18 protein-coding genes are annotated in these 15,077 nt (G+C 65.5%); 4 read left to right on the top strand and 14 right to left on the bottom strand.

All coding sequences use genetic code 11. From position 1 onward, the window contains the following. Positions 1 to 2 precede the first annotated feature (2 nt). Positions 3 to 428, bottom strand: a complete 426-nt coding sequence (locus BMY53_RS25960; protein WP_177200872.1) for a hypothetical protein — start codon at positions 426 to 428, stop codon at positions 3 to 5. Between the two features lie 236 nt (positions 429 to 664). Then, positions 665 to 1,606, bottom strand: coding sequence for a YihY/virulence factor BrkB family protein (locus BMY53_RS13470; RefSeq protein ID WP_092946995.1), 942 nt, complete (start codon positions 1,604 to 1,606; stop codon positions 665 to 667). 152 nt (positions 1,607 to 1,758) lie between these two features. Here BMY53_RS13470 and BMY53_RS13475 point away from each other — a divergent pair, with 152 nt between their 5' ends. Continuing rightward, on the top strand, positions 1,759 to 2,100 hold the full coding sequence (locus tag BMY53_RS13475) for a PRC-barrel domain-containing protein (protein ID WP_092946996.1): 342 nt from the start codon (positions 1,759 to 1,761) through the stop codon (positions 2,098 to 2,100). Between the two features lie 81 nt (positions 2,101 to 2,181). On the opposite strand, the gene BMY53_RS13480 is transcribed toward BMY53_RS13475, so the two are convergent. Further along, positions 2,182 to 2,505: a hypothetical protein gene (locus tag BMY53_RS13480; RefSeq protein ID WP_092946997.1), complete on the bottom strand. Its 324-nt coding sequence runs from the start codon at positions 2,503 to 2,505 to the stop codon at positions 2,182 to 2,184. A 583-nt stretch (positions 2,506 to 3,088) separates the two neighbouring features. On the opposite strand from BMY53_RS13480, the gene BMY53_RS13485 reads away from it, so the two are divergent. Together BMY53_RS13485 and BMY53_RS13490 are read left to right on the top strand one after the other, a co-directional pair. Beyond that, complete coding sequence (locus tag BMY53_RS13485; protein WP_092946998.1) at positions 3,089 to 3,307, top strand: hypothetical protein; 219 nt, start codon at positions 3,089 to 3,091, stop codon at positions 3,305 to 3,307. A 235-nt stretch (positions 3,308 to 3,542) separates the two neighbouring features. Next, positions 3,543 to 3,758: a CsbD family protein gene (locus BMY53_RS13490; protein WP_092946999.1), complete on the top strand. Its 216-nt coding sequence runs from the start codon at positions 3,543 to 3,545 to the stop codon at positions 3,756 to 3,758. Between the two features lie 161 nt (positions 3,759 to 3,919). Here the strand turns inward: BMY53_RS13490 and BMY53_RS13495 are convergent, their stop codons facing one another. Together BMY53_RS13495 and BMY53_RS13500 are read right to left on the bottom strand one after the other, a co-directional pair. Then, positions 3,920 to 4,600, bottom strand: a complete 681-nt coding sequence (locus tag BMY53_RS13495; protein WP_092947000.1) for a response regulator — start codon at positions 4,598 to 4,600, stop codon at positions 3,920 to 3,922. 206 nt (positions 4,601 to 4,806) lie between these two features. After that, positions 4,807 to 6,150 (bottom strand): MFS transporter, encoded by a 1,344-nt coding sequence (locus BMY53_RS13500; RefSeq protein WP_255370186.1) that lies wholly within the window; start codon positions 6,148 to 6,150, stop codon positions 4,807 to 4,809. A gap of 274 nt (positions 6,151 to 6,424) precedes the next feature. Here BMY53_RS13500 and BMY53_RS13505 point away from each other — a divergent pair, with 274 nt between their 5' ends. Continuing rightward, positions 6,425 to 6,904, top strand: coding sequence for a carboxymuconolactone decarboxylase family protein (locus BMY53_RS13505; RefSeq protein WP_092947001.1), 480 nt, complete (start codon positions 6,425 to 6,427; stop codon positions 6,902 to 6,904). A gap of 140 nt (positions 6,905 to 7,044) precedes the next feature. Here BMY53_RS13505 and BMY53_RS13510 read toward each other — a convergent pair whose 3' ends face one another. From BMY53_RS13510 to BMY53_RS13550, 9 genes are all read right to left on the bottom strand, one after another. Further along, complete coding sequence (locus BMY53_RS13510; RefSeq protein WP_092947002.1) at positions 7,045 to 8,331, bottom strand: branched-chain amino acid ABC transporter substrate-binding protein; 1,287 nt, start codon at positions 8,329 to 8,331, stop codon at positions 7,045 to 7,047. A gap of 1 nt (position 8,332) precedes the next feature. Beyond that, a complete protein-coding gene (gene tsaD / locus BMY53_RS13515) occupies positions 8,333 to 9,373 on the bottom strand; it encodes a tRNA (adenosine(37)-N6)-threonylcarbamoyltransferase complex transferase subunit TsaD (RefSeq protein ID WP_092947003.1) in 1,041 nt (346 codons plus the stop codon). 32 nt (positions 9,374 to 9,405) lie between these two features. Further along, positions 9,406 to 9,744 carry an ISC system 2Fe-2S type ferredoxin gene (fdx, locus tag BMY53_RS13520; protein ID WP_092947004.1) on the bottom strand — a complete coding sequence of 113 codons (339 nt, stop codon included), beginning with the start codon at positions 9,742 to 9,744 and terminating at the stop codon, positions 9,406 to 9,408. 44 nt (positions 9,745 to 9,788) lie between these two features. Further along, positions 9,789 to 11,645: a Fe-S protein assembly chaperone HscA gene (hscA, locus tag BMY53_RS13525; RefSeq protein WP_092947005.1), complete on the bottom strand. Its 1,857-nt coding sequence runs from the start codon at positions 11,643 to 11,645 to the stop codon at positions 9,789 to 9,791. A gap of 67 nt (positions 11,646 to 11,712) precedes the next feature. Further along, positions 11,713 to 12,234, bottom strand: coding sequence for a Fe-S protein assembly co-chaperone HscB (gene hscB, locus BMY53_RS13530; RefSeq protein ID WP_092947006.1), 522 nt, complete (start codon positions 12,232 to 12,234; stop codon positions 11,713 to 11,715). 127 nt (positions 12,235 to 12,361) lie between these two features. Further along, positions 12,362 to 12,685: an iron-sulfur cluster assembly protein IscA gene (gene iscA / locus BMY53_RS13535; RefSeq protein WP_092947007.1), complete on the bottom strand. Its 324-nt coding sequence runs from the start codon at positions 12,683 to 12,685 to the stop codon at positions 12,362 to 12,364. 22 nt (positions 12,686 to 12,707) lie between these two features. Continuing rightward, positions 12,708 to 13,094, bottom strand: a complete 387-nt coding sequence (iscU, locus tag BMY53_RS13540; protein WP_092947008.1) for a Fe-S cluster assembly scaffold IscU — start codon at positions 13,092 to 13,094, stop codon at positions 12,708 to 12,710. Positions 13,095 to 13,145: 51 nt separating this feature from the next. Continuing rightward, a complete protein-coding gene (locus tag BMY53_RS13545) occupies positions 13,146 to 14,366 on the bottom strand; it encodes an IscS subfamily cysteine desulfurase (RefSeq protein WP_092947009.1) in 1,221 nt (406 codons plus the stop codon). A 22-nt stretch (positions 14,367 to 14,388) separates the two neighbouring features. After that, complete coding sequence (locus tag BMY53_RS13550) at positions 14,389 to 14,922, bottom strand: Fe-S cluster assembly transcription factor (RefSeq protein WP_088449628.1); 534 nt, start codon at positions 14,920 to 14,922, stop codon at positions 14,389 to 14,391. Between the last annotated feature and the right edge of the window lie 155 nt (positions 14,923 to 15,077).

The raw sequence follows: 15,077 nt of genomic DNA on the forward strand, positions 1-15,077 counted from the left end.
ACTTACTTCGTCTTGCTGGACAAGCTCAGCGAGCCCGTCGAGCCAGCGCCAAGTCTGGCCTCGATTCCGGCGCTGACTCCAGCGTTGATTCCGTCTTTGAGGCCAGTGCTGCTCACGCCTTGCGACGCGCTGCCGCCACGCAACGCTTGCTCGGACCGCCATTGGCTGAACTCGTCGCTGAACTTGCGATAGCGCTCCTGGCGGATGGCGTGATGATCGTCATCCAGGATGCCCGCTGGCTCAGCGCCCTGTTGATGATCGGGCGCGGCGTAATGCGCCTGATGCTGGGGACCGCTGTACCCCTGCGCATCGCGTTCGCTTTGATAGCCGGCGTCACCCTCATGCCTTTCATAAGGGCAAGTGCCGCCTTGCAGACGGCCTGGCTGGGTGCCGTAGCTACCCGCATCACTGCGTTGATTTGAATTCATGTCGGAACTCCTGTTGAGGTCGTCAGACCGGCGAGGCCGATCACCATGATTTCTTTTGGCAATGGGTGTGCCCCGTCGGCGCAGACGCGTGCGCGCGCCTCGTCGGGCAGCTGCACCACCCCATCGCAAGACCCGTCACCGTCGCTCACCCGGCGTTTCCACGAAGCGCTTATTGCCGCATCGCTTGCGGCGGGAATCACCGATTCCATCGGTGTTCACGGGCGATCCACCATACTTCAGACGGGTTCGATGCGCCCCTGCTGAACGGGCTCGAGCCGTTGACTTTGCGCCCCAGGCAATTCTTGAGGCGTCTTGAGGCTGTGCCGCCGCGAAAACGCCCAGCTCAGTTCCGCTCCCATCAGGAAGACCTGGGTGGAGTAATAGACCCACAGCATCATCACCACCAGCGAGGCGGCGGCACCGTAGGCCGAACTCACCGCGCTGCGACCCAGGTAGAGCCCGATGAGCGCTTTACCGAGGCTGAACAGCGCCGACGTGATGAGCGCACCCACCCAGACATCCCGCCAGCGGATGGGAACGTCCGGCACCCATTTGTAGATCACCGCGAACATCACGGTGATCAGGCCGTACGCCAGCAAGGCATTGAGCACCTGCGCCAGCAGCAGGAAGTCGCCCAGCCAGGGTGACCACCACTTGGCAATGGCGGCCAGGGCGGCGCTGGCCACCATGGAGACCATGGACAGGAAGCCCAGCCCCATGATGAGCCCCAGTGACAGAAGCCGGCGGCGCACCAGCGTCCACAGGCTCTGCCACACAGGGATGGACTTCGGGGGCGGCGCCTTCCAGATCCGGTTGAGGGAATTCTGCAGTTCCGCAAACACCGAAGTGGCCCCCACGATCAGTACGCCGGTGCCGATGATGGCGGCCCAGCCGCCCTCCTCCGGACGGTTCACGCGCTTGAGCAGGTCCTCCACCGCCATGGCGCCCTGCAGCCCGATCAGATCGGAGAGCTGATCCATCACCTCGCCCCTGGCGGCCTGTTGGCCAAACACCAGACCGGCCACCGCAATGACGATCAGCAGCAGCGGCGCGATGGAGAACAGCGTGTAATAGGCCAACGCCGCACCCATGCTGGGCGCGTTGTCATCGCTCCAGCCCTGGGCGGCCTCGGTGACGAGGTCAACGGCTTCCTGTAGCGCGGTAGGCAGCTTGATCATGGGCTCCAGAATGAGGACTGCAAGGCAGCGAAACTCCGCACGGGCAAGGGCAGTACCCGAGGGGCTGACGTCCTGGCAACAAGGCGCCTGGCAGCTGCGGCGGCACGTGCCTTGCCACAAGGGGTGGTGTAGCAACTTCCAAGGAGACCCCCATGGCAAGCACCACCATCTCGTCCGATCGCGTTGAAGGCACCAAGGTCTACAACGGCAATGGCGACAAACTGGGCAGCATCGACAACCTGGTCATCGACAAGCGCTCCGGCCTCGTCCGCTATGCGGCGTTGGAATTCGGCGGCTTCATGGGCATTGGTACCGACCGGTATCCAATCCCCTGGAACATGCTGAAGTACGACACCGGGCTGGACGGCTACGTGGTGCCCCTGCGTGAGGATCAACTGGACAAGGCACCTCGTTATGCCCAGACGGAACGTCCGGAATATTCGGATGAATACGGCCGCAAGGTCTATGACTACTACGGCGTGGCCTGGCTGTAAGCCAGAAGAACGCCTCACGACATAAAAAACCGCCCCTCGGGGCGGTTTTTGTTTGGGGGACGGCGGCCTCGCCCCGACCCCTCACTCGCTGGCGCGATGCGGCACCACCGGCTTGATGGCACCGCTGCCCACGAAGCGTGCGTATTCACTGCGCGGCATGACGGCACTCATGCGGTTGTCCTCTTCTTCCCAGCCCAAGGTAACGTCGTGCTCGGCCACCGAGACCTGGATGGGACCCTGCCGAACTTGGAGCATGGGGCCGTCGCCCGTTCGATAGGTCACTTCGCCGCAGACAAAGGCGCTTTGGTCCAGTGGCTGGTCACTCACGTGTTGCATGCTCACCGAGGGGTCGAGCACGGACTCGTCAGCGGGATGTTCAGGCGGCAGTGGGGGACGAGAGCTCATGATGTTTCCTCCAGGTGATCGTCCTGTCCAAGTTCGTCCAGCCACTGCCAAAGGCGCAAGGCCAGCGCGGTGGCGGTGCAGGATGCCAGGGTCATCAGCAGCAGCATGTCGTCCATGGGGTCACCTCGTGATCGTGTGGCATCCACAGGGCGGTTCAGGGCCTCAGGGATGAGCAGGCTGGGCGTGCTGGAAGAACCGGAGCGGAACGGGTTGCAATGGCTGCATGTTCACTGCCACCACCACCAGGACGAAGCGGCCAAGGCCGCGCCCTGGTGTAGGCGTAGTCCCACAGGGCCGCCGGGCGCATGCCCAGGAGCCCTGCGAGCCGCTGTCCATCGCTGCATTCCTGGCAGACGGTGCCCCATCGGATTGCGTCGAATTGCCCTGTTCAGTGGGCATCCAGGATGCCGTACGCGGTCTGCCGTCAACGCCCCTTTGTTCCTGCGGTTGTACGGACAGCGTGTAGGACGACGCCGTACACCCGCCAGTTCGCATCACCGACACGCGGCACCGAGATGCGCCTATGGGAAGCGGACGCCACGGCGCCGATAGTTGAGTCAAAGCATCTCCCAAGGAGAACACGATGAGCCAACTCAGCATCTCGGCCGCCGAAGGCGCCATGCCTTTGTATGAAGTGCGCTTCGAATCGCTGTTCGACCCGGGGCGCGCCATGTCGTTCCCTTGTGACCAGCAAGGCCATGTGGATCTCGACAGCCTGCCAGCCCGCGCTCGCAACAACTACCTCTTCGCCCGAGCGATGGTCGGCAAGGATTACTTGCCGCCCGCCATCCGTGGGCATTGATCGGGCCCCCCAGTCGCTTCGCTCCTGCCCCCAAGGGGCGCTCCCCAAGCTCGGGGCGGCCCGTCGCTTGGGGTTGGGCCCCCCAGTCGCTTCGCTCCTGCCCCCAAGGGGCGCTCCCCGAGCTCGGGAAGGCCCTTCACGATGTCCTACAGGGGGTTTGAGGATTGTCTGACCCTGGTGGCAACGGCGGCTTCTTAGACTGGAGTCATTCCCCAACCAGCGAAAGGAGTTCTCTATGAACTGGGACCGTATTGAAGGCAACTGGACCCAAATCAAGGGCAAGGTCCGCGAGCAATGGGGCAAGCTGACGGACGACGACATCGATGTCGTGGCCGGCAAGCGCGATCAGCTCGCAGGAAAGATCCAGGAACGCTATGGCATCGCCAAGGACGAGGCGGACCGGCAACTGGATCAATGGCAACGCAACGCCGACGACCGTTGGCTGAGCTGAACCAGCCCGACAGTTCTCCCCTCGCTCTTTTGACTGTGACTCTCTCTCTGACTCTCTGACTGACTGAATCCTCCCTGTTGCCGCGCTGTGCCCTCCCGGGCCTGCGCGGTATTTTTTTGGTGGACCCGTCGCGCCCGTAGCCCGGTGCGCCGCCTGTTGGTTCAGGGAGAGAAATAACCGCGCTTGAGTGCGATGGTCACCGCATGGGTGCGGTCGTTAGCGTGCAGCTTGGACAGCACGCTTTTCATGTGCATCTTGACCGTCTCTTCACTGACACCCAGCTCCACGCCCACACGCTTGTTGGAGCGCCCCTCGGCCACCAGACGCAACACCTCGATCTCGCGCGGCGAGAGGCTGCCCTCGTTGTCCTCGTCAAGCATGCGAGCCACCTCGGCAGGAATGCAGCGCTGTCCCTCATGCACCGCGCGAATGGTGTCGACCAGGTCCTTGCGCAACATGCTCTTGAGCAGATAACCCATGGCCCCACCGGCCAGCGCTCGCCGGACCTGCACGTCCCCGCGATAGGTGGTGAGGATGATGATGCGAGCGTCCGGAAATTCCTGCCGCAGGGCGGCCATGCAGTCAATGCCGTCCATGTCGGGCAACCGCACGTCCATGAGGGTGATGTCTGGCCGGTGCTCCCGAAAACGCGCCAGCGCCTCATGGCCACAGGCGGCCTCCGCCACCAACCGCAGGTCCGGCTCGTCTTCCAAGGTGCCGGCAATGCCTTCGCGCAGCAAGGGATGGTCGTCCACCGTCAGGATGCGGATGGGCGATTGCAGGCGGCCCTGCAGCGCAGGGGCGGCGGGGGCAGGCAGGGCGGCGTCAGGAAAATCGGGCATGCTGGAACAATAGCGGAACGCGGGGCATCTTCGCGGTGCACCCGCAGACCGTCGATTACCCGAAAGAGGTATAAGCCCGGTAGAGGGTCGGCATAGCGCCATCAGGGGCCCGGTAGAGGGTTCTGGCGGCTATGAGGGCTATGGAAGCCCGGTACAGGGCCGAAAGAGGGCCGAAAGAGAGCCGGTAGAGAGACGGTAGAGGGCCGTCAGCGCTGAGCCGCCGGCTCACTCGTGACCGCCGGCGTTGCCTCCTCGAACCGGTTGACGGTGCGCAGCGGCTTGAACAGCGCCGCCCAGGCGCTCACCACGCCCAAGGTGCACAGGGCCCCGGTCACCGCCGCCGGAACAACTCCCAGCGCCGCCGCCGCGCTGCCCGCGCGGAACTCACCCAGTTCGTTGGACGAGCCGATAAAGAGCATGTTGACGGCATTGACGCGCCCTCGCATGTCGTCCGGCGTGGAGAACTGGACCAGCGCACCACGGATGTAGACGCTGACCATGTCCGCCGCACCGGCGATCATCAGGGCGGCAAAGGACAGCCAGAAAGTGGTGGAAAGCGAGAACACCAAGTTGGCCACACCGAAGATGGCCACGGCGATGAACATGGTCCGCCCGACATGACGGTTGAATGGCTTCATGCTCAGGTACAGCCCTGCCGACACCTCGCCCACCGCCATGGCGCTGCGCAACGCGCCCAGACCCTGCGGACCGGCGTGCAGCACTTCCTTGGCATAGATGGGCAGCAGGGCCACCACGCCGCCCAGCAGCACGGCGAACAGGTCCAGCGAGATCGTGCCCAGGATGATGGGCCGGGTGCGGATGAAATGGATACCGGCCCCAAAACGCTTCCAGATATTGCCCTGGGTGGCCGCCAGCGAGACCGCCACCGCGCGCACCTGCACGCCACTGACCAGCAGTGCCGTGCCCAGCGCGAAACAGATGAAGCAGACCGAGAAGGTCAGTTGGGCGCCGCCGTACGCATACAGCAGACCGCCCACAAAGGGGCCGCCGATGTTGGCCGCCCGCATGAGCATGCTGTTGGCGGCGATGGCCTGGGCCAGCTGCTCACGCGGCACCACCTGCGGCAGCAGGCTTTGCAGCGCCGGGCCGGAGAAGGCCCGCGCGCAGCCGAACACCACCAGCACGGCATAGATGCCATTCACCCCGGCATGACCATGCCCGGCCAGCCACCACAGCGCCAGGCCGCACAGACCGCTGAGGCCCCAGCTCACCGCCAGAATGGGCTTGCGGCTGAAGCGGTCGATCATGTCCCCGGCCGGCAGCAGCAGCAACAGCATCGGAAGGAACTGCGCCAGGCCTACATAGGCCAGCGCCAGTGGCTGACGGGTCAGGTCATAGACCTGCCAGGCCACCACCACGGCCTGGATCTGGCCCGCAAGTACCGCCATCAGACGGGCGGCCAGAAAGGTGGTGAAGGCGCGCTGACCGAAGACGCTGGGCTGCGCGGTGCTGTCAGCGCCTGGAGCGCCAGGCGCGCCCGTTGCACCAGCGGCGCCATCAGGCGTGGACGAGGACGAAGGAGCTGTCACGGCGGAACCATCCTGCGGGCATGAGGTTGAAACGCCGGCGGGCGGGGCATTCCCGACCGGAAACCGGTCAGTGTAGCCAGCAGGCACTCGATCTGGTCAATCCAGACGCAGCGCTGGGCGGCCATCGCGCCAGGCACGGCGGGTGTCGCACCGCCGCAGGGTCCAGAAAATTTTGCCCGCCGTGTCACACCGCGGGGGGCGCCATCGTCTTGTCGGTGTGGGCCGCCAGAAAGCGGCCCGCCTTTCCCACCCATGGTCCAACCGGAGTCATTCCATGAGCCTACGTCTTTGCTACATGCAGCAATCCCCTGCCCTGTTCAAGAAACTGGTCGATCTGAGCCAGCTCACCAAGGACAGCGGGCTGGAAGCCACCTTGCTCCACCTGATCGATATCCGCGCGTCCCAGCTCAACGGCTGCGCCTTCTGCCTGGACATGCACGTGAAGGAGGCCACCATCGCCGGAGAGCGGCCGCTGCGCCTGTATCACGTGGCGATCTGGCGCGAGTCCGCACTGTTCTCGGCGCGTGAGCGCGCCGCCCTCGCCTGGACCGAGGCCCTCACTCGGCTGCCGGACGGTGGGGTGCCGGAGGCGGTCTTCCAGGAAGCCCGCGCCCAGTTCAGCGAGCAGGAACTCTCTGCACTGAGTTACGCGGTGGCCACCATCAACGCCTGGAATCGACTGAATGCGGCGTTCCTGACGCCGCCAGGGGCGCACGACAAGGCGTTCGGCCTGGACAAGGCCGGCCTGGCCTGAGTCCGGACGGCGCCCCGCCTGAATTGCGCCGCATCAGGCGAGGAGCGCCACTGCACCAGTGCCAGTGCCAGTGCCAGTGCCAGTGCCAGTGCCAGCATCAGCATCAGCATCAGCATCAGCGTCAGCGCATACGCATGCGCTCAGGAGGCCGGCCGGCGCATGTGGCAGCTGGTCGGCTGTTCGGCCTGGGCGGCATCGAGATAACGCAGCGTGCGGAAGCCGTAGCCGGAACCCTCGTTATCGTGCGGAACACCTGCCTCGCCAGCCCGCCGCATGATGCTCACGTACAGCGGCTGCTGCAGTTGGTGGTCGGCGGGACGCATGAAGCCTTGGTGCGCCACCCCCAACGGCCGGCCGTCCAGTTTGAGGCCCTCCAGCGCCAGCGCCACGGCGCGGGGCTCGTCCGAGCCGGCCTTTTCCATCGCCGCCACCAGCATCTCCACCATCAGCTGCATGCGGGCATGCAGATAGTCGTGTTCCGGCTTGGGGAAGCGTTGGCGGAAAGCCGCATAGAAGCGCTCCGACGCGGCATCGCCCACGTTCGGATGCCATTCGGCGACCGCCAGCACCCGGTCCACCCCGGCCTCGCCCAGCACGCCAGGCACGCCCAGCGCGTTGCCATAAAACGTGTAGAAGCGGGTGTTCAGGCCCAGGTCCCTGGCGGACTTGATCAACAGCGTCAGGTCGTTGCCCCAGTTGCCGGTAAGCACCGCCTGGGCCCCGCTGGCGCGGATCTTGGTGGCGTAGGGCATGAAGTCCTTCACCCGGCCCAAGGGGTGGAGCTCGTCCCCGACAATCTGCAGGTCCGGCCGGCGCTGGGCCAGCATGGCCCTCGCCTTCTCGCGCAGGTGCTGGCCGAAGCTGTAGTCCTGGCCGATGAGATAGAGCTTCTTGAGCTGGCGGTCCTGGGCGATCACCTCGACCAGCGCCGCCAGGCGCATGTCCGTGTGAGCGTCGAAACGGAAGTGCCAGAAGCTGCACTGCTGCTCGGTGAGCACCGGGTCCACGGCGGCGTAGTTCAGCAAGAGCGCGCGGTGTTGCGGATCCCGCTCGTTGTGCTTGTCCAGCGCGCTGATCAGCGCACTCGCCACCGCCGAACTGTTGCCCTGCAGGACGACCTTGACGCCTTGGTCAGTGGCCGCACGCAGCATGGACAGCGACTCCTCCACGGAACCCTTGCTGTCAAAGCGCACCACCTCCAGCGGCCGGGCGCCGCCCGGCAGCTTCACGCCGCCCCGGGCATTGACCCGCTCGCTGGCCCAGACCAGGTTGCGAAAGACCGCCTCGCCGCCGTTGCCCAGCGGGCCGGAGAGGCCCTCCACCAGGCCCAGGCGGATCGGCTCCGCCGCCTGCACCGGCCAGGCGGCGCACAGCGAAAGGATCATCCCCCACAGCGCGTGTGCCAGGGCGCGATAACCAGCCTTCATCTCAGATCGCCGACAGGTCCCAACGGGGCTTGACCTCAAAACCACCGCCACGGGTCAACGCGGCCATGTCGCGCTGCAGCCGCAGCCCGGCGGCCAGCGCAATCATGGCGCCGTTGTCGGTACACAGGTGCAGCTCGGGATAGTGCACACGAATCTTGCGGCGCTCGCAGGCGGCATTCAACCGCTCGCGCAGATGCCGGTTGGCGCCCACGCCACCCGCCACCACCAGCCGCTTCAGGCCGGCCTCCTTCAGCGCCAGCAGGGCCTTCTTGACCAGCACCTCGACGATGGCCGCCTGTGTGGAGGCCGCCAGGTCAACCCGCTGCGCCTCGGTGATGCCGCCAGGCTGCTGCTCCAGCTTGCGCACCTGCGTCAGCACGGCCGTCTTGAGGCCGGCAAAGCTGAAGTCCGGCTTGCCGCTGTGCATCAGCGGGCGCGGCAGCGCAAAGGCTTCCGGGTTGCCACCTTCCGCCAGGCGGGAGAGATGCGGACCGCCCGGATACGGCAGGCCCAGCAGCTTGGCGGACTTGTCGAAAGCCTCGCCAGCGGCGTCGTCAATGGTTTCGCCAAGCAGCTCATAGCTGCCCACGTCGTCCACCCGCATCAGCTGCGTGTGGCCGCCGGAGACCAGCAGTGCCACGAAGGGAAACTCGGGCGGGTCGGCCGACAGGAAGGGCGACAGCAGGTGCCCCTCCAGGTGGTGCACACCCAGCACCGGGCGGTCCAGCGCCGCACCCAGCGACGCCGCCACCCCCGCGCCCACCAACAAGGCGCCGGCCAGGCCGGGGCCCTGCGTGTAGGCCACCACGTCCACATCCTGCAGCGACAGGCCGGCACCGGCCAGCACTTCGCGGGTCAGCGGCAGCACCCGGCGGATATGGTCACGCGAGGCCAGCTCCGGCACCACGCCGCCATAGGCTTGGTGCATGCTGATCTGGCTGTGCAGCGCGTGCGCAAGCAGGCGCGGCACGCCGTCGCCGGAAGCGTCCACCAGCGCTACGCCGGTTTCGTCGCAGGAAGATTCAATGCCGAGAACACGCATGGGAGGGCTGGCGCCGAAGCTCAGTGAGGGTCTCAGTGATTTTCCTTGGCGTGATTGATCGAGTATTTGGGGATCTCGACCGTCACCGGCGTATTGGACAGGATGGCCTGACACGACAGGCGCGAATTGGGCTCCAGGCCCCACGCACGGTCCAGCATGTCCTCTTCGTCCTCTTCCATTTCGGAGAGCGAGGCGAAGCCTTCACGCACGATCACGTGGCAGGTGGTGCAGGCACAGACCTGGTCGCAGGCATGTTCGATCTCGACGCCGTTGTCCAGCAACGCCTCGCAGATGGAGGTACCGGGAGGCACTTCGAGCGAACGGCCCTCGGGGCAGTACTCGGGATGGGGAAGGATCTTGATGATGGTCATGGGGATTCCTGGGTCGGCCTGGGGTCTGGCGGGCACTGCCTGGGTCAGACCGAATCAATGCTGCGGCCGGTCAAGGCCTGCTGGATACCGCGATTCATGCGGGCGGCGGCAAAGCCTTCGGTGCCCTTGGCCAGTGCCTCGACGGCGGCAGTGATGGCATCGGCATCCTCGGTGGCGGCCCAGGCGCGCACATCGGTTTCCAGCAAGGTGATGGCCTGGCGCTCCGCATCGCCCAGCAGGTCGCCGTCCGCCTGAAGGGCCGAGGCGGTGGCCAGCAGCATGCGCTCGGCATCCACACGGGCTTCGCGCAGCTTGCGCGCACCCATGTCGCTTTCGGCGCTGGCAAAACCTTCACGCAGCATGGTGGCAATCTGGTCGTCGGAGAGCCCGTAGCTGGGCTTGACCTGCACCGCGGCCTCCACGCCGGAGGTCATCTCCCGGGCCGACACGCTCAGCAGGCCGTCGGCATCCACCTGGAAGCTCACACGGATGCGGGCCGCGCCCGCAACCATCGGCGGGATGCCCCGCAGCTCGAAGCGCGCCAGCGAGCGGCATTCACTCACCAGCTCACGTTCGCCCTGCAGCACATGCACGGCCAAGGCCGTCTGGCCGTCCTTGAAAGTGGTGAAGTCCTGGGCCTTGGCCACGGGGATGGTGGCATTGCGCTCGATGATGCGCTCCACCAGCCCGCCCATGGTTTCCAGGCCCAGCGACAGCGGGATCACGTCCAGCAGCAGGATCTCGCCGTCAGCGCTGTTGCCAGCCAGCTGGTTCGCCTGCACGGCGGCGCCCAGCGCCACCACTTCATCAGGGTTCAGGTTGGTCAGCACCTCGCGACCAAACAGCTCGCTCACGGCCCGGCGCACCACCGGCATGCGGGTGGACCCGCCCACCATGACGGTGCCCTGCACGTCATCCGCCGTCACCTTGGCATCACGCACCACACGCCGCACGGCCAGCAGCGTCTTGTCGACCAGGGCGCGGCTCAGGGTCTCGAACTGCGCTCGGCTCACCTCGACCTGCAAGGCACCAGCGTCCAGTGCGGCGCTGAGCGTCACACGTTCTTGGTCCGTCAGGGCTTCCTTGGCCGCACGGGCAGCAACCAGCACACGGCGCTTGTCCTGCGCGCTGCGGGCGGCCAGGCCGGCCTGCTGCAACGCCCAGTCGGCCAGCAGGCGATCGAAGTCGTCACCACCGAGCTGCGCGTCGCCGCCCGTGGCCACCACCTCGAAGACGCCCTTCGTCAGTCGCAACAACGAGATATCAAAGGTGCCACCGCCCAGGTCATAGACGGCATAGAGGCCTTCGCTGCCGTTGTCCAGCCCATAGGCGATGGCCGCGGCGGTGGGCTCGTTGATCAGGCGCAGGACATCCAGGCCCGCCAGTTGGGCGGCGTCCTTGGTGGCCTGGCGCTGGGCGTCGTCAAAATAGGCCGGCACCGTGATCACGGCACCGAACAAGTCGTCGTTGAAGGTGTCCTCGGCACGCTGGCGCAGCGTGGCCAGGATTTCGGCGGAGATTTCGACCGGCGACTTGCGGCCTTCACGCGTCACCAGGCTCAGCATGCCGGGGGTGTCTTCAAACTGATAGGGCAACTGGTCGGGACCCACCACGTCGGCCACGCGGCGCCCCATGAAGCGCTTGACCGACACGATGGTGTTCTCGGGGTCTTCGGCCTGCGCAGCCAGCGCGTCAAATCCGATCTGGCGACGACCTTCCGGCAGCAGGCGCACGGCCGAGGGCAGGATCACACGGCCCTGCTCGTCCGGCAGGCATTCCGAGACGCCATGGCGCACGGCGGCCACCAGCGAATGCGTGGTGCCCAGGTCAATGCCCACCGCAATACGGCGCTGATGCGGGTCGGGCGAGGCGCCTGGTTCTGAGATCTGGAGCAAGGCCATGGTGTGTCGGACTCTTTTGTTGTTCTGGAACTGCGGGGGAGACTGCGGAGAACGTTCGCCGGCAGGCTCAAGGCTGCTCAAGCGCCTCCAGGCGCTTGTCGATATCGGCACGGAATCGGGTGAGGAACATCAGGGCCCGCACGGACTGGGCGGCCTCGGCGGGCTGGTTGCTGTCGTCCAGGGCGCGGCCGGCCTGGGCCAGCAGCGCCCGTTCGCGCTCAGCCACCTGGCGATCGATGGCCAGGATGGCCTCCATGCCACCGGCCTCCTCCAGCGACTCACGCCACTCCATCTGTTCCATCAGGAAGGCGGGCGGCATGCTGGTGTTCTCGTTGGCCTGGATGGGCGCACCCCGCAGCTCGCACAGGTAGGCGGCGCGCTTGAGGGGATCCTTGAGCCGCTGGTAGGCCTCGTTCACCCGCAGCGACCATTGCATGGCCAGGCGTTGAGACGCGGCGCCGTCCGCCGTGAATCGGTCCGGATGCACCTTGGCCACCAGCGCCTTCCAGCGTGTGGCGATGTCGGCGCCGTCCTGCTCGAAACGAGCGGGCAAGCCGAAGAGCAGGAAGTCGTCGTCGTCCAGTTTCACGGGCTGATGCGATTCACGGATTCACGGGCATGGAGATCGGGCAGGCACGGAGGGCGGCAAGAATGCAAAAAGCGCGGCGTCTCCACCGCGCTACATGCCCTTCAGCACCCACCCAACCGGGAGGGATTCAGATCCGGAAGGACTCGCCGCAGCCGCAGCGGTCTTTTTCACGCGGGTTGCGGAACTTGAAGCCTTCATTCAGGCCTTCGCGGACGAAGTCCAGCTCGGTGCCGTCCAGGTAGGGCAGGCTCTTGGGGTCCACCAGCACCTTCACGCCATGGCCTTCGAAGATCACGTCATCCGGCGTGACCTCATCGGCATATTCAAGCTTGTAGGCCAGGCCGGAGCAGCCCGTGGTCTTCACGCCCAGGCGCACACCCACGCCACGTCCCCGTTTGGAGATGTAGCGCGTCACGTGGCGGGCTGCGGCTTCAGTCAGAGTGACAGACATGATGGATTCCGTCCCGCCCGCCTTATTGGAGGTGCTTGGCGCGGTAGTCGTCCACGGCCGCCTTGATGGCGTCCTCGGCCAGGATCGAGCAGTGGATCTTGACCGGCGGCAGCGCCAGTTCTTCGGCGATGTGGGTGTTTTTGATGGAGAGGGCTTCGTCCAGCGACTTGCCCTTCACCCACTCCGTCACCAGCGAACTGGAGGCGATGGCCGAACCACAGCCGTAGGTCTTGAACTTGGCGTCCTCGATCAGGCCGGTGGCCGGGTTCACCTTGATCTGCAGCTTCATCACGTCGCCGCAGGCCGGTGCGCCCACCATGCCGGTACCCACCGATTCGTCACCCTTTTCGAAACCGCCGACATTGCGCGGGTTTTCGTAGTGGTCGATGACTTTTTCACTGTATGCCATGGTCGTTCTCCAACGTCTTTCTTGTGTGCCCGATGCGTCGTTCAGCGGCGATCAGTGGGCGGCCCACTGGATGGTGCTGATGTCAACGCCTTCCTTGTACATGTCCCAGAGCGGCGAGAGCTCGCGCAGCTTGGAAACCCTATCCTTCAGGAGGGAGACCGCGTAGTCGATCTCTTCTTCCGTGGTGAAGCGGCCAATGGTCATGCGCAGCGAGGAATGCGCCAGCTCGTCGCTGCGGCCCAGGGCGCGCAGCACATAGCTGGGTTCCAGGCTGGCCGAGGTGCAGGCCGAACCCGAGGACACGGCAATGCCCTTGATGCCCATGATGAGCGACTCGCCTTCGACGAAGTTGAAGGAGGCGTTGACGTTGTGCGGCACGCGGCGGGTCAGATCGCCGTTGATGAAGACCTGCTCGATGTCCTTCAGGCCGTCCAGCAGGCGTTGCTGCAGCGCCTTGATGCGGGGCAGTTCGCTGGCCATCTCCTCGCGGGCGATGCGGAAGGCCTCGCCCATGCCGACGATCTGGTGCGTGGGCAGCGTGCCCGAACGCAGGCCGCGCTCATGGCCACCGCCGTGCATCTGGGCTTCCAGACGCACGCGCGGCTTGCGGCGAACATACAGCGCGCCGATGCCCTTGGGGCCGTAGCTCTTGTGAGAGGCCAGGCTCAGCAGATCCACCGGCAGCGTGGCCATGTCGATCTCGACCTTGCCGGTGGCCTGGGCTGCGTCCACGTGGAAGACGATGCCCTTCTCGCGGCACAGCGTGCCGATGGCCGGGATGTCCTGGATCACGCCGATCTCGTTGTTCACGAACATCACGGAGATCAGGATGGTGTCGGGACGGATGGCCGCCTTGAGCACGTCCAGGTCGATCAGCCCGTTTTCCTGCACATCCAGATAAGTCACCTCGAAGCCCTGGCGCTCCAGCTCACGGGTGGTGTCCAGCACCGCCTTGTGCTCGGTCTTGATGGTGATGAGGTGCTTGCCGCGGCTCTTGTAGAACTGCGCGGCCCCCTTGATGGCGAGGTTGTTGGACTCGGTGGCACCGGAGGTCCAGACGATCTCGCGGGGGTCGGCATTGATGAGGGCGGCGACCTGGCCGCGCGCCTTCTCCACCGCTTCCTCCGCTTCCCACCCCCAGGCATGGCTACGCGATGCCGGGTTGCCGAAATGCTCGCGCAACCAGGGAATCATGGCGTCCACGACGCGCGGGTCGACCGGCGTGGTGGCGCCGTAGTCCATGTAGATGGGGAAATGCGGGGTCATGTCCATGGGAACAGTTCTTCTTGTTGCTTCACTTGCTCAGGGCATTGCCCAGGGCGAACACGGAATTGGGCGCGGTGATGCGGATCGGCTTGACGACCGGCGTGCTGGAGATGGCGCGCTTGATGGGAGCCTCTTCCACCGTGACACCCTTGGCGAGCTGGTCGTCCACCAGCTTGCGCAAGGTGACGGAGTCGAGGTACTCGATCATCTTGTTGTTCAGCGCGGTCCACAGGTCGTGCGTGATGCAGCGGCCGGTGTCGTCACCCATGCAGTTTTCCTTGCCACCGCAGCCCGTGGCGTCGATGGGCTCATCCACGGCGACGATGATGTCGGCCACGGTGATTTCGTCCGAGCGACGGCCCAGCGAGTAACCGCCGCCCGGCCCACGGGTGCTTTCGACCAGTTGGTGGCGACGGAGCTTGCCGAACAGCTGCTCCAGATAAGACAACGAAATCTGCTGGCGTTGGCTGATTGCCGCTAGCGCGACGGGGCCGCTGTTTTCACGCAGCGCCAAATCAATCATCGCGGTAACGGCAAAACGACCCTTGGTGGTGAGACGCATCGAACTTCTCCTTGGCCATTGATGGCATCAGGACCTTGAGGCGACAGCCCGACACGTCGGGCCGACTCACGGAGCAGGGTTAACCCCCTGCTATGTCCGAGCATTCTACTAGGTTAAGCAACGGCCTGCCGGGCTAACCCCAAGACGGGCCCCAG

Origin of the sequence: Roseateles sp. YR242 (assembly GCF_900109745.1) — a bacterium.
Lineage (GTDB): Bacteria > Pseudomonadota > Gammaproteobacteria > Burkholderiales > Burkholderiaceae_C > Roseateles.

What these genes read in the sequence shown, in the direction of transcription:
- BMY53_RS25960 (WP_177200872.1), bottom strand. Translation starts at nt 428, where the DNA reads ATGAATTCAAATCAACGCAGTGATGCGGGTAGCTACGGCACCCAGCCA.
- BMY53_RS13470 (WP_092946995.1), bottom strand. Translation starts at nt 1,606, where the DNA reads ATGATCAAGCTGCCTACCGCGCTACAGGAAGCCGTTGACCTCGTCACC.
- BMY53_RS13475 (WP_092946996.1), top strand. Translation starts at nt 1,759, where the DNA reads ATGGCAAGCACCACCATCTCGTCCGATCGCGTTGAAGGCACCAAGGTC.
- BMY53_RS13480 (WP_092946997.1), bottom strand. Translation starts at nt 2,505, where the DNA reads ATGAGCTCTCGTCCCCCACTGCCGCCTGAACATCCCGCTGACGAGTCC.
- BMY53_RS13485 (WP_092946998.1), top strand. Translation starts at nt 3,089, where the DNA reads ATGAGCCAACTCAGCATCTCGGCCGCCGAAGGCGCCATGCCTTTGTAT.
- BMY53_RS13490 (WP_092946999.1), top strand. Translation starts at nt 3,543, where the DNA reads ATGAACTGGGACCGTATTGAAGGCAACTGGACCCAAATCAAGGGCAAG.
- BMY53_RS13495 (WP_092947000.1), bottom strand. Translation starts at nt 4,600, where the DNA reads ATGCCCGATTTTCCTGACGCCGCCCTGCCTGCCCCCGCCGCCCCTGCG.
- BMY53_RS13505 (WP_092947001.1), top strand. Translation starts at nt 6,425, where the DNA reads ATGAGCCTACGTCTTTGCTACATGCAGCAATCCCCTGCCCTGTTCAAG.
- BMY53_RS13510 (WP_092947002.1), bottom strand. Translation starts at nt 8,331, where the DNA reads ATGAAGGCTGGTTATCGCGCCCTGGCACACGCGCTGTGGGGGATGATC.
- tsaD (WP_092947003.1), bottom strand. Translation starts at nt 9,373, where the DNA reads ATGCGTGTTCTCGGCATTGAATCTTCCTGCGACGAAACCGGCGTAGCG.
- fdx (WP_092947004.1), bottom strand. Translation starts at nt 9,744, where the DNA reads ATGACCATCATCAAGATCCTTCCCCATCCCGAGTACTGCCCCGAGGGC.
- hscA (WP_092947005.1), bottom strand. Translation starts at nt 11,645, where the DNA reads ATGGCCTTGCTCCAGATCTCAGAACCAGGCGCCTCGCCCGACCCGCAT.
- iscA (WP_092947007.1), bottom strand. Translation starts at nt 12,685, where the DNA reads ATGTCTGTCACTCTGACTGAAGCCGCAGCCCGCCACGTGACGCGCTAC.
- iscU (WP_092947008.1), bottom strand. Translation starts at nt 13,094, where the DNA reads ATGGCATACAGTGAAAAAGTCATCGACCACTACGAAAACCCGCGCAAT.
- BMY53_RS13545 (WP_092947009.1), bottom strand. Translation starts at nt 14,366, where the DNA reads ATGGACATGACCCCGCATTTCCCCATCTACATGGACTACGGCGCCACC.
- BMY53_RS13550 (WP_088449628.1), bottom strand. Translation starts at nt 14,922, where the DNA reads ATGCGTCTCACCACCAAGGGTCGTTTTGCCGTTACCGCGATGATTGAT.